Origin of the sequence: Brevibacterium sp. CCUG 69071, assembly GCF_021023135.1 — a bacterium.
Classification (GTDB): Bacteria; Actinomycetota; Actinomycetes; order Actinomycetales; family Brevibacteriaceae; genus Brevibacterium.
The window spans coordinates 199,478-212,484 of record NZ_PGFV01000004.1; the positions used below are offsets into that span (position 1 = coordinate 199,478).

Sequence of the window (13,007 nt, forward strand, 5' to 3'; positions counted from 1 at the left end):
TCCGCGCGCCGAGGTGGTCCGCCGTTGCGTGCGAACGCACCACGAGGTGCAGGTGGCCCTCGGGGCTCACCTGCACCTCATGTCGACGATCAGACGCCGTGTGGTGCTCTCACTTGCTCAGCAGCGCCAGACGGAACTGGAACGCGGGGTCGAGGGTGTCATCGACGCCCTTGACATCCTTGCCGGACACGGCGATCTGATTGCCCTGCAGCAGCGGCAGGGTCGGCAGCTCTTCGGAGAGCTGACCCTGGATCTTCTTCAGCGCCTCGGCTCGTTCGCCCTCGTCGGCGATGGAGGACTGAGCGTTGAGCTCCTTGTTCATCGTCTCGTCGCGGTAGTGGTTGGCGAGGAACGACGGAGTCTCATCGGTGTCGTAGAAGAACGGCACCAGGTAGTTGTCGGCATCCGAGTAGTCCGGGAACCAACCCAGCTGATACATCGGGTAGACGTCATCGGTGCGGTCCTTGCTGTACTGCACCCATTCGGTCGACTGGAGGTTGACCTTGAACAGTCCAGTCTTGTCCAGCTGATCCTTGACCAGGGCGTACTCGTCGCCCGAGGAGGGACCGTAGTGGTCGGGGTTGTACTGCAGGTTGAGTTCGACCGGGGTCTCGACGCCGGCATCTTCGAGGGCCTTCTTGGCCTTGTCGACATCGGCACCGCCCTGCCCGTCGCCGTAGGCGGACTTGAGCGGCTCGTCGGCACCCGGCAGTCCGTCGGGCACGTGCGAGTACAGCGGGGTGAAGGTGTCCTTGTAGACCTGCGAGGCGATCGCCTGACGATCGACCGAGTCCGCCATGGCCTGACGCACGGCGAGCGCCTTCTTCTCATCGGCATCGTCGGTCTTCGCGCCGAAGGGCATCGTGTCCATGTTGTAGACGATGTAGCGGATCTCTCCGCCGGGGCCTTTGTGGACCGTGAGGTCGTCGTTGCCGCCGAGATCTTCGATGTCGGTGGCCGAGAGCGAACGCCAGGCCACGTCGATCGTGCCCTCTTGGACGTCGAGCTTCATGTTGTTCGCGTCCGAGTAGTACTTCATCTGCACCGTGTCGGTCTTCGCCGGCTCCAGGTAGCCCTGGTAGTCCGGGTTGGCCTTGTAGGTGAGCAGTTCGTTGAACTTGAAGCCGTCGATCGTGTAGGGACCTGCAAAGGCCTTGCCGTCGACGATGTCCTGGTCATCGGTGACCTCGTCGGGTGAGAACACGTCCTCATCGACGATCGGGCCGGCCGCACTGGCGAGGACTCCGGGCCAGGTCTGGTCGTTCTTGCGCTTGAGGTTGAAGATCACCGTCTGATCATCGGGGGTCTCCACCGATTCGAGCCCGCCGAGGAGGGACGACGGTCCGTTGGGATCCTGGATCTTCAGCTGCCGGTCGAAGGTGAACTTCACGTCCGAGGAGGTGAGGTCGTTTCCGTTCGCGTACTTCAGGCCCTCTTTGAGCTTGACCTCGTATTTGGTCGGCTCCGAGAAGTCGGCCGATTCCGCGATGGAGGGATTGAGCTCCGCCGTGCCCGGTTTGTACGCCAGGATGTATGGGTAGACCTGCTGCTCGACGAGCGAGCTTCCGTTGTCGTAGGCCGCGGCCGGGTCGAGTGCGACCACCTTGTCCGTGGTGCCCACGGTCAGGGAACCACCGCCCTCTTCGCCGTTCTCGCCTGTGGTCGAGGTCGAGCATGCCGAGAGAAGCAACGCGCCGGCGGCGGCGATTGCCACGGCCTTTGCACCAGTTCGACGTTTCATTGTGTTCCTGTCTTCCATTAGTGCTCTCCGTGTCGTCTTTGCCCGGAGAGATCCGCACCACATCATACGGATTCTGTCCCAAATAGTGAACTGCACCATATGATCCACTTCACTTCGCAACCGCATCGCAACACGAAACGACGGCGATCGCGCTCGATTTGCGTCACAGATCACAATCGGTTTGACTTATGAGGTCAATCACAGAGAAATGCCAAGCATCTCTCGGATTTCAGAAGCTTCGCACCGCACGCTGACCCGCAGGAGTCGGGTCGCACCGAACGATTGGAGAATCGTGGCCGCATTCATCGACTGGCTCAATGGGGTGGTCTGGTCGTCCGCTCTCGTCTACCTGTGCCTCGGTGCAGGCGTCTATTTCACGATCCGCTCTCGGGCCGTGCAGATCCGTCAGGTCAAGGCGATCTTCATGCAGATGTTCACGGGCAAGAGCTCGAATGAGGGCGTCTCCTCGTTCCAGGCGCTGGCCATCTCCCTGGCCGGACGCGTCGGCGTGGGCAACATCGCCGGTGTCGCCACGGCCATCGGCTTCGGCGGACCGGGTGCCGTCGTGTGGATGTGGATCTCGGCCCTGCTGGGAGCCTCGACCTCCTACGTCGAATCGACTCTCGGTCAGGTGTTCAAGGAGCACGACCCCCGCACAGGCGAATACCGCGGCGGTCCGGCCTTCTACATCGAGAAGGCCTACCGACACACGAAGGCCAGGGGGCTGTTCAAGGTCTACGGCATGGTCTTCGCCGCCGTCACCGTCATCGCCATGAGCTTCATGCTTCCGGGCATCCAGGCCAATGCGATCTCCGGGGCCGTCGAGAACGCGTGGAATCTGCCGACGTGGGTCACCGCAATCGCCCTGGTCATCATCATGGGCTTCATCGTCATCGGCGGCATCAAGCGCATCGCCCACTTCGCCTCGCTGGCCGTGCCGTTCATGGCCGTCATCTACATCATCGCGGCCATCGCCGTCACCGTCCTCAATGCCGATCAGATCATCCCGGTCTTCGAGCTCGTGTTCAAGTCCGCCTTCGGCGTCGACGCCGGACAGGACGCTGCTTTCGGCGGCATCATCGGCATGGCGGTCCAGTGGGGAGTCCAGCGCGGCATCTACTCCAACGAGGCCGGTCAGGGGACCGGACCGCATGCCGCGTCGGCCGCGGAAGTCTCACACCCGACCAAGCAGGGACTCGTGCAGGCCGGTTCCGTCTACATCGACACTCTGTTCGTGTGCTCGGCGACCGCGTTCATGATCCTTTCGACAGGCATGTACAGAGTCTTCGATGCCGATGGCGAGACGATCATCGGCACCGGTCGCGGGCAGATGGCCGAGGCCATCGCGGCCACGCCGGGCGAGAAGTGGCCGCAGGCGGGCCTCGACTCGATGCTCTCCGGATTCGGCGGTTCGTTCATCGCGATCTCGATCTTCCTGTTCGCGCTGACGACGATGGTTGCCTACTACTACATGGCCGAGACGAACCTCGTCTACCTGCTGGGCAAGATCAGGAACACCATGGTGCTGGCCGTGGCGAAGCGGCTCCTGCAGCTCGTCATCGTCATCGCCGTGGCCGTCGGTGCGATGTCGACCGCCGGCAGCGCCTGGGCGCTCGGTGATATCGGCGTCGGTCTCATGGCCTGGCTGAACATCATCGCGATCCTCATCCTGCAGCAGCCGGCGTTCAAGCTCCTGCGTGACTTCGAACGTCAGGTCAAGCACGGCCTCGATCCGGTGTTCGAACCCGAGAAGCTCGGCATCCGCAATGCCGACTTCTGGGATCAGCGGGTCGCACGGCTCAAGGCCGGCGAGGCGGTGCCGGAGGGCTGAGGCTCAGCCGCAGGTGAATGGACTGCGAGGCCCGGGACAATGGCGTCCCGGGCCTCGTGCCATTCACAGACCTTGGTGGTCAGAGACCTGGGTGGTACTTCACTTCAGGCTGGTGCCGGCCGAGCCGAGGTTCTCGCAGGCTTCGATGACGCGCTGCGCCATGCCGGCCTCGGCCGCCTTGCCGAAGGCGCGCGGATCGTAGAGCTTCTTGTTCCCGACCTCGCCGTCGATCTTGAGCACCCCGTCGTAGTTGCGGAACATGTGCTCGACCACGGGACGGGTGAAGGCGTACTGGGTGTCGGTGTCGATGTTCATCTTCACGACTCCGTGCCGGACCGCCTCGGCGATCTCTTCCGCACTCGAACCCGAGCCGCCGTGGAAGACGAGGTCGAAGGGCTTGTCCTTGCCCACTTCCGCACCGACCTTCGCCTGGATCTCTCCGAGCAGCTCGGGGCGGAGCTTGACGTTGCCGGGCTTGTACACGCCGTGGACGTTTCCGAAGGTCAGAGCCGTGAGGTAACGGCCCTTCTCGCCGGAGCCCAGGGCCCTGACAGTGGCCACGCCGTCGTCGACGGAGGTGTAGAGCTTCTCGTTGATCTCGTTCTCGACGCCGTCCTCCTCGCCGCCGACGACGCCGACCTCGATCTCGAGGATCGTGTGGGCGGCGGTCGAGAGCTCGAGCAGCTCCTCGGCCAGGGTGAGGTTCTCATCGAGCGGGACCGCCGATCCGTCCCACATGTGCGACTGGAAGTAGGGCTCACCACCGTTCTGCACCCGTTCGGTCGAGGCGGCGAGCAGGGGCCTGACCCATTCCTCGACGGCGTCCTTGGGTGCGTGGTCGGTGTGGAGGGCGATGTTGACTTCGTAGCTCTTGGCCACCTCGGCGGCGAAGACGGAGAAGGCGATCGCACCGCGGACACGGTCCTTGATCGTCGGACCGGACATGTACTCGGCGCCGCCTGTCGAGATCTGCACGATGCCGTCGGAACCGGCTTCGGCGAATCCGCGGATGGCGGCGTTGATCGTCTGCGAGGAGGTGCAGTTGATCGCAGGGTAGGCGAAGCCCTGGGTCTTCGCCCGGTCGATCATCTCGGCGTATGCGTCGGGGCTGGCAATGGGCATACATGCTCCTTTGTCGGTCTGGATGGTGCACTGTCAGTTGCTCCCAGGTTACTCGGTCAGCCGGGGAGTCAGAAGCAGGCATCGAGGTATACACCGAACTCTCATCCGGACTGTGTCTGCCGTGTCGGGATTCCACGGCCAGACGACACGAACCGTGCGCCTCGCGCCATCAGCTGGGTGAATGCCAGGGGCGACCCGGAGCGTCAACTCCGAGTCGCCCATGAACTGTCTTCGAGCGCGGTCTGCGCCACGGACACGCCGCGTACTCAGCTCCGTCACCGTCGCGCGATGACGGGACTCGTCAGCTCTGCCCGCCTCTGTCGGCCTTGGGCTGTCGTCCCAGCAGACCCTTGGTCCGCGACAGGCGGTAGTCGATGCGAGCATCGACCTTATCGCCGAGGTACTCATCGAAGTCATCGGCGATGTGCTCGCCGACCTCGTGGTAGCGCTGACCCGTTTCGATCTCTCTTGTCCGAGCAGCTTCGATCTGAAATGCCCGTACGGTCGAGACCGCGATGAGGATCAGAATGATGCTGAACGGCAGGGCTGTGGCCAGAGAAGCCGCCTGCAGCGCACCAAGCCCACCTGCCAGCAGCAGCCCGATCGCCAGTGCGCCTTCGAGGCCTGCCCATAGGACGCGCGACCACACGGGTGGGTTTGGGTGTCCGCCTGAGGCGAGCATGTCGACGACCAGCGAACCGGAGTCCGATGAGGTGATGAAGAAGATAGCGACCAGTATGATGGCCACAGCGGACAGAATGCCGCCCATCGGCAAAGAGCTGAGGACGTCGAAGAGCGCCTTCTCCGCAACGACTCCGTCTTCCGGGTCGACGAGGCCGCCGGCGCCGAAGAGCTGCTGGTAGATGCCGGTGCCGCCGAGTGCGGCGAACCAGATGAATCCGACGACGGTCGGCACGAGCAGGACACCGGCGATGAATTCGCGCACTGTCCGGCCCCGCGAGATGCGGGCGATGAACACACCAACGAACGGCGCCCAGGAGATCCACCAGCCCCAGTAGAAGATCGTCCACGACGAACCCCAGGTGGCACCGTCGTCACCGGTGTAGGCACCGACGTCGAAGGTCATGTTGAAGAAGTTCGCGAGATAGACGCCGAGGGACTCGATGAGGTTCTGGAACAGAAACAGGGTGGGCCCGAGCAGCAGAACGGCGACGAGCAGCAACCCTGCCATCGACAGGTTGATGTTCGAGAGCCACTTGATGCCTGCGCCGACGCCGGAGACGACCGAGAGGGTGGCCAGGAATGTTATGACGACGATGAGGATCACAAGGAACAAATTGTCATATTCGCCGACGAGTCCGATCTCCTTGAGCCCAGACGAGATCTGCTGGACACCCAGCCCCAGTGAGGTCGCGATGCCGAAGACCGTGCCGAAGATGGCGAGGATGTCGATGATATCGCCCATCCATCCCTTGACGCGGTGTCCGAGAAGCGGCTCCAGCGCCCACCGGATGGAGACGGGACGTCCACGACGGTGAATCGCATAGGCCAAGGCCAGACCGATCACAGCATAGATCGCCCAGGGATGCAGGCCCCAGTGGATGAAGGTCTGGGCCATTGAGAGTCTGGCGATCTCCGCTTCGTCTCCCGACCAGCCCGGCTTCGGGTCAACGGTGGCGTAGGACAGAGGCTCCCCGACGCCGTAGAAGACCAAGCCGATGCCCATGCCTGCGGCGAAGAGCATGGCGAACCAGGAGAAGACGCCGAATTCGGGCTTCTCCCCATCACGGCCGAGCGTGATCTTTCCGAACTTCGAGAATCCGAGCACGATCGAGAAGATGACGAATCCGCCGATGACGAGCATGTAATACCAACCGAGGTCGGCGACGATCCAGTCATTGATGCTCGTGAGCACCTTACTGGTGCCGGCAGGCAGGAAGATCGCCAACAGAGCGACGGCCAGAATGGTGATCAGGGCAGGCCAGAACACGGCCGGGGCGACCATGCCCTTACCGATTCGTACCCCTTGCGCACGGAGCTTCGCAGTGATCGCCTCGTCACTGTCGTCTTCGGTGATCGAGACTTCTGCCGGCAGGTGCAGTCTGATCGGTTCGGGTTCTTCGATCAGCAGATGCGGATGGTCGATGTCGTTCTTCGGCGTCGGGACGGTTGGCTTTCCCGCCCCGACGCTCTCCTGCTCGTCGGAGTTATCCATGAGGCCCTTCGGATTAAGTGGATGCGAACGTCTCCCCACTTTGCCCCAATACGCATCCGCTATCAAGCCGTTTCCCAGGAAACATGCGGCAAGTCACCATAGTTCCGGCTTCTCACAGGCTGCGCAAGAACCGTCGCACCTACACTGCGAGGTCGTGCCGATGGTGACCGGTTGTTCCGGAATTGTCGCGTCGCCACGTCCGGGAAAGAATTGTCAGTACAGTTCAACCATGGAGACGTATGAGAGCACTCGGCTGGGTTCCCGCTCCAAGATCCTCAGCTGGGCGCTCTGGGACTGGGGATCGGCATCGTTCAACGCCGTCATCATCACCTTCGTCTTCGCCCCGTACCTGACGAAGGCGGTTGCCTCGTCCGAGGAGTCCGGGTCCTCGGCGCTGGGGTGGTCGACGGCAGCGGCCGGACTCGTCATCGCCCTCGTCGCTCCCGCCGCCGGCACCCGCGCCGATGCTGGTGGGCGGCACCGGCTCTGGCTCGGCGTCCACACCTCCATCGTCGTGCTCACCATCTTCGGGCTCTTCTTCGTCCGTGACTCCCCCGAGTACCTGTGGCTCGGCCTGCTCCTCATCGCCGTCGGCAGCGTCTTCTTCGAATTCGCCGAGGTGTCCTACAACGGCATCATGGTCCGCATCACGAATCCGGACAATGTCGGAAAGGTCTCCGGGTTCGGCTGGGGCGTGGGCTACGCCGGAGGGCTCGTGCTCCTCGTCATCCTTCTCGTCCTCGTCATCCAGCCCGAGGTCGGCCTCTTCGGGGCCTCCGACGAAGGCGGCCTGCGCTTCCGCATCGTCGCGGTGCTCTCGGCCGTCTGGTTCGCCCTCTTCGCCGTTCCCGTCCTCATCACGGCGCCCGCCGCCAAGATCAAGGGCACCTCGGCGGGCCATCCGGTGAAGGCCTTCCTGTCAGACTATGCGGCCCTCATCCGTCGTCTCGTGCGGATGTGGAGGGAAGAGCACCAGACCCTGCGGTTCTTCATCGCCTCGGCCGTCTTCCGCGACGGCCTTGCCGCGATCTTCGCCTTCGCCGGGGTGTTGGCGGCCGGCAGTTACGGATTCTCCGCCTCGCAGATCATCGTCCTCGGGGTCGCCGCGAACGTCGCTGCGGGAGCCGGGGCGATGATCGCGGGCCTCTTCGACGACCGGTTCGGTCCGAAGCCGGTGATCATCGCGGGGCTGATCATCATCATCCTCGGCGGCCTGCCGATCCTCTTCAGCGCCGATCCCGTGGTGTTCTGGGTCTGCGCACTGCTGCTGAGCTTCTGCGTCGGTCCGGTGCAGGCTTCGAGCCGGTCCTTCCTCGCTCGCATCACTCCGCCCGAACGTGCGGGCGAGAACTTCGGCCTATATGCGACGACCGGCCGGGCCGTGAGCTTCCTTGGTCCGGCGATGTTCGCCTTGGCCATCACGATCTTCGGCTTCCAGCGGGCGGGCACGCTTGGCATCCTCATCGTCCTCGCCCTCGGACTGATCCTCATCATTCCCGTCCGCTCTGCCGCCCCGGCCCGCGCGGTGCAGGGTCGCTGATCCTGCCTCGAGACGCAGTCGGAGCGTCAAGACCGCTGTGCGTGCGTGCACTCGGGTCTCGACGCTCCGCCTGTGTGTCGACGACTGACGGGCCTCAGCCTCGGGCGAGCAGCTCGTCGACCTGGTTGATCGCTCCCGTCGAGCCTTCGATGACGCCCATCTCGAGGACGGTTTTGAGACCGTCCGCGGACTCGAAGATCGACTCGTAGGTGGCCCGCGTCCCAGTCTCGGTCGGGGCGAAGGTGTAGATGCAGGTGCTGCCGGGCATCGACTCGACGACCTGGAAGTTCTCATCGGCGAAGTAGTCGCGGAACTCGAGTCGTCGCGGCCGATCGGCGGAGACGACCTCCCACAGACCGCAGTACTTCTCTCCCTCCGGGCTGGTCATGAAGTAGGTGACCCTGCCGCCGGGGTCGAGGCTGTGGTCGACGACCGTGGCCGGATAGGTCGGCGGCCCCCAGATTGTCTCGAGCTGACGCGGGTCGGCGTAGACGTCCCACACCCTCTCGGGGTCCGCCGCGAATTCCGCGACGATGGTCAGGGTCAGTGTGGCTTCGTCATGGAAGGTCTCTGTGACTGGCATAGCTGCTCCTCATCGGTTGTCGTCGGCCGCTTCGCTGCGACCGAGCGTGGTGGGGCCCTCTCCGGCCAGCAATGCGTCGATCCTCCGGACCCTGGATCTCCAGAGTCCCTCGAGTTCGTCGAGCATGTCTCGCACGGAGCGGATGGAACTCACTTCGGCATGGGCCCTCTGCTCTCGACCGACCCGCTGCTTCGAAATCAGACCGGCGCGCTCGAGCACGGCGACGTGCTTCTGCACTGCGGCGAAGCTCATCTCGTATTCGGCGGCCAGCTCGGACACGGAAAGCGCTTCGACGAGCACCCGACGCACGATATCGCGCCGGGTTCGATCGGCCAATGCCTGGAACACCGCATCCGCCTGATCATCGAGAAGTACCTTCACGCCATCATCCTACAACCATCCGGTTGCATGTCAATGGGTGTGCAATGGCGGGGCGGGGATTCGGGTGCGCGGTGAAGCGCCGCCGATTTGCGAAGTTTCCGATCGCAGGCATTGACGCCATCATTAAACGCGCGTTTAATATTAAACATGCGTTCAACCACTTCCGACTCCACCTCACGCCGTTCCCCCAACTCCTCCCCCGAGACGGCGCAGAAGATCCTGTCCGCAGCGGTCGGTGAGTTCGCCGAGCACGGGTTCACGAAGACGACGGTGCGGGGCATCGCCTCGGCGGCGGGAGTCTCCCCCGGTCTCGTCATCCACCACTTCGGTTCGAAGGAGGCCCTGCGCACTGCATGTGACGATCACGTCTTCGAGACCATCACGGAGTCGAAGGCGCAGAACGCCGGCTACGCCACGATGGCCGTGCAGATGATGTTCGACGACCCCGAGATGAGCACGGCCGTGGACTACCTCGTGAAGTCCCTGCTCGAGCCCAGCGAGCACGGACAGCGCTACTTCGATCACTATGTCGACCTCGTCGAGGGCTATATCGTCGACGGCTTCGCCGGCTACACCTTCCGGCAGAGTGAGGACACCCGCGGACAGGCTGCGACGATCGCGGTCATGGCCTTGGCGCCTTCGATTCTCGATCACCGTCTCCGCAGCAACCTCGGCACCGCCGATGTCAGCGCCACGATGACCCGCCTCGCTCCGCATCTGCTCGATCTCTACCTGCATGGCGCGCTCGCTTCGGTACCAGAGCAGACCGCCGATTCCGACAGTGAGTCAGAGACCGAATCCGACCCTGAATCCACGACCGCAGCAGGAGCTGAGGAACCATGACCACACTGCCCAGAACCGATGCCGCGAAGGTCGCGGAGGGCGCCGACACCGCGCACACCTCGACGTCGAGCGGCCCCCGTTCGACCGCCTCGGCGATCTCCATGCGCCAGGTCGGCAAGTCCTATGGGAAGGTCCGCGCTCTCGACGGCCTCGACCTCGAGGTCGCCCGCGGGGAGGTCCACGGCTTCCTCGGCCCCAACGGGGCGGGCAAGTCGACGACGATCCGGATCCTGCTGGGAATCCTGCGCCACGATGCGGGACGCATACGCCTCCTCGGCGAGGATCCCTGGGCCCGCGCCGTCGCCCTGCATCGGCGTCTGGCCTATGTGCCCGGCGATGTGGAGCTGTGGCCGGGACTGACCGGTGGCGAGGCGATCGACCTGTTCGCGAGGCTGCGCGGCGGGGTCGACACGGCCAAGCGGGACGAACTGCTCGAGCGCTTCGACCTCGACCCGCGGAAGAAGGGGCGCACCTATTCGAAGGGCAACCGGCAGAAGGTGGCGCTGATCTCGGCGCTGGCCTCCGATATCGAACTGCTCCTCCTCGACGAGCCGACGGCAGGCCTCGATCCGCTCATGGAGGCCGTGTTCCAGGAGTGCATCCGCGAAGCCAAGGCGGCCGGTCGCACGGTGCTGCTCTCCAGCCACATCCTCGCCCAGGTCGAGGCTCTGGCGGACCGGGTTTCGATCATCCGGGCCGGGCGCATCGTCGAGTCCGGGACGCTCTCGGAGCTGCGGCATCTGTCGCGGACGACGATCACCGTGCAGATCGACCGGGACATTCCGGCGCTGACGACGATGCCCGGGGTCCACGATCTCGTGCGGGAGGGGCCGCAGCTGCACTTCAGCGCCGAGACCGCGCAGCTTCCTTCGATCATACGGGCGCTCGGCGAGAATGACATCGAGTCGCTGACCGCCACTCCCCCGACGCTCGAGCAGATCCTGCTGCGCCACTACGGCAGCCGCCCTGAGACCGAGGCGTGGTCATGAATCTCCTGGCTCGAGCCGACGGCCCGCACTCCGGACGCAGCGCCCGGCAGGCGCCTGCCCGGCTGCCCGGGCACCACGGCAAGCACGAACGCGAACCCCGGGGCCGCCTCGGCGCGGGGAGTCTGACGGGGCTGGACACGATGCTGCGATTCATGCTGCGTCGGGATCGCCTGTGGCTGCCGCTGTGGGTGCTCGGTCTGAGCGCTCTCACGGCCTATTTCGCGAACGCGATCGCCGTGGTGATGGACTCCGAATCACTGCAGGCGATGACGGTCTTCGCGAAGAATCCCGTCATGGCGCTCATCACAGGGCCGGGGTACGGGATGGACCAAGTGACGATTCCGCGCTTCATCGTCGGCATGTACGGGGTCTTCCTCATGCTCGGCGCCGCACTGATGTCGATTCTCACGGTGTCGCGGCACACTCGCGCGGAGGAGCAGTCCGGGCGGGCCGAGCTCGTCCGCGCGAACGTCACCGGGCGGCATACCCAGCTCATCGCCGCGCTCATCCTGAGCGTGTTCATGAATGCCATGGTCAGCGGGTTCATGGCGGTGGCCTTCCAGCTGTCCGAGGCCGACCCGGAGCCGCTGTCCTCGACGCTGCTGTTCACGATCGGGATCGGGGTTCTCGGCTGTGTGTTCGCCGCCGTGACCGCGGTGACCGTGCAGCTCAGCGCCTTCTCCAGGGCGGCCTCGGGAATGGCCGGGGCGGTGCTGGCGATCAGCTTCGTCGTCCGCGGAGTCGGCGATATGTCGGCCGTGGCGGGCGGGGGCTCCGGGGGATCTGGGGGCTCCGAGGGTTCGGGAAGCTCCGTGGGCTCCGGGGTTGGGGATCTCGATTGGCTGTCGTGGCTGTCGCCGCTGGGCTGGGCGCAGCAGACGGCACCATTCACCCTCGACCGCTGGTGGCCGCTGCTGTTCCCGGTCGGGCTCTTCGTCCTCCTCGCCGGTCTCGCGCTCACGCTGCAGACGAGGCGGGACCTCGGCGCCGGGATCATGGCCGAGCGTCTCGGTCGTGCCCATGCCTCGCCGCTCCTGACCGGCCCGCTCGGTCTCGCGTTCCGACTGCAGCGTTCGGGACTGCTGTGGTGGTCACTGGGTCTGTTCGTGATGGGCGGGATCTTCGGTTCGTTCACCGGCGCCATGGACGAGGGTGCGGCCGGGATGCCCGAGGAGATTCTCGCTCTCATGGGCGGGAGGTCGGGCATCGTCGACGGCTACCTCGGATACATGGCGCTCTATTTCGCGATCATCGTGGCCGTCTATGCGATCATCGCGGCCGGCGGCCTGCGCGCGGAGGAACAGAGCTTCCACACCGAGCCGGTGCTCGCCGCCGCGGTCTCGCGGCCGGGGTGGCTGGGTTCGTGGGCTGCTGTCACACTGCTCGGTTCGGCCTGGCTGATGTTCTTGGCCGGTCTCGGCGAGGGGCTGGGAGCGGCTTCGTCGATGGGTGACTGGGGGCCGCTCGGCCCGACCGTGCTCGGACATCTCGCGCAGACCGCCTCTGTGTGGGCCCTGCTCGGCTTCGCCTACCTGCTGTACGGATTCGTCCCGCGGCTGATGGGGCTGAGTTGGATCGTCTTCGCCGGTTCGGCCGTGCTCGCGCTGTTCGGGCAGATGCTGCAGCTCGACGAGGCGGTCCTCGACCTCTCGATCTTCTCCCATGTCGGCCAATACCCTGCCCAGGACCTGTCCGCCGAGGCGGTGCTGTGGTTCATCGCCGCCGGAGTCGTGTTCGTCGGGCTGGGGATGGCCGGGTTCCGGAGGCGGGATCTCAGTACGGCGTAAGGGAGGGGTGGGGC

Annotated in this window: 10 protein-coding genes; 5 read left to right on the forward strand and 5 right to left on the reverse strand. The window is 64.8% G+C overall.

Translation table 11 applies throughout. From position 1 onward, the window contains the following. Positions 1-109: 109 nt before the first annotated feature. Positions 110-1,741, reverse strand: coding sequence for an ABC transporter substrate-binding protein (locus CV023_RS12540; protein ID WP_230746098.1), 1,632 nt, complete (start codon positions 1,739-1,741; stop codon positions 110-112). 292 nt (positions 1,742-2,033) lie between these two features. Here CV023_RS12540 and CV023_RS12545 point away from each other — a divergent pair, with 292 nt between their 5' ends. Then, on the forward strand, positions 2,034-3,572 hold the full coding sequence (locus CV023_RS12545; RefSeq protein WP_230746100.1) for an alanine/glycine:cation symporter family protein: 1,539 nt from the start codon (positions 2,034-2,036) through the stop codon (positions 3,570-3,572). Positions 3,573-3,671: 99 nt separating this feature from the next. Here CV023_RS12545 and fbaA read toward each other — a convergent pair whose 3' ends face one another. Continuing rightward, positions 3,672-4,694, reverse strand: coding sequence for a class II fructose-bisphosphate aldolase (gene fbaA, locus CV023_RS12550; RefSeq protein WP_230746102.1), 1,023 nt, complete (start codon positions 4,692-4,694; stop codon positions 3,672-3,674). A gap of 301 nt (positions 4,695-4,995) precedes the next feature. Then, on the reverse strand, positions 4,996-6,870 hold the full coding sequence (locus CV023_RS12555; RefSeq protein WP_230746104.1) for a BCCT family transporter: 1,875 nt from the start codon (positions 6,868-6,870) through the stop codon (positions 4,996-4,998). A 229-nt stretch (positions 6,871-7,099) separates the two neighbouring features. On the opposite strand from CV023_RS12555, the gene CV023_RS12560 reads away from it, so the two are divergent. After that, the gene (locus tag CV023_RS12560) at positions 7,100-8,410 is read left to right on the forward strand and encodes an MFS transporter (RefSeq protein WP_230746106.1); all 1,311 of its coding nucleotides are present in this window, start codon (positions 7,100-7,102) and stop codon (positions 8,408-8,410) included. A gap of 94 nt (positions 8,411-8,504) precedes the next feature. Here the strand turns inward: CV023_RS12560 and CV023_RS12565 are convergent, their stop codons facing one another. Then, positions 8,505-8,993 (reverse strand): SRPBCC family protein, encoded by a 489-nt coding sequence (locus tag CV023_RS12565; protein WP_230746108.1) that lies wholly within the window; start codon positions 8,991-8,993, stop codon positions 8,505-8,507. Positions 8,994-9,002: 9 nt separating this feature from the next. Further along, the gene (locus CV023_RS12570; RefSeq protein ID WP_230746109.1) at positions 9,003-9,374 is read right to left on the reverse strand and encodes an ArsR/SmtB family transcription factor; all 372 of its coding nucleotides are present in this window, start codon (positions 9,372-9,374) and stop codon (positions 9,003-9,005) included. Positions 9,375-9,521: 147 nt separating this feature from the next. Between CV023_RS12570 and CV023_RS12575 the strand changes: the two genes are divergently transcribed. The 3 genes from CV023_RS12575 to CV023_RS12585 all read left to right on the forward strand — a co-directional run bounded on the left by CV023_RS12575 (position 9,522) and on the right by CV023_RS12585 (position 12,993). Beyond that, on the forward strand, positions 9,522-10,217 hold the full coding sequence (locus CV023_RS12575) for a TetR/AcrR family transcriptional regulator (RefSeq protein ID WP_230746110.1): 696 nt from the start codon (positions 9,522-9,524) through the stop codon (positions 10,215-10,217). Between the two features lie 101 nt (positions 10,218-10,318). Further along, complete coding sequence (locus CV023_RS12580) at positions 10,319-11,206, forward strand: ABC transporter ATP-binding protein (RefSeq protein WP_230746556.1); 888 nt, start codon at positions 10,319-10,321, stop codon at positions 11,204-11,206. Then, entirely contained in the window at positions 11,203-12,993 is a 1,791-nt protein-coding gene (locus tag CV023_RS12585; RefSeq protein ID WP_230746111.1) for an ABC transporter permease, read from the forward strand. Before CV023_RS12580 ends, CV023_RS12585 begins: the two co-directional genes overlap by 4 nt. Positions 12,994-13,007: the final 14 nt, after the last annotated feature.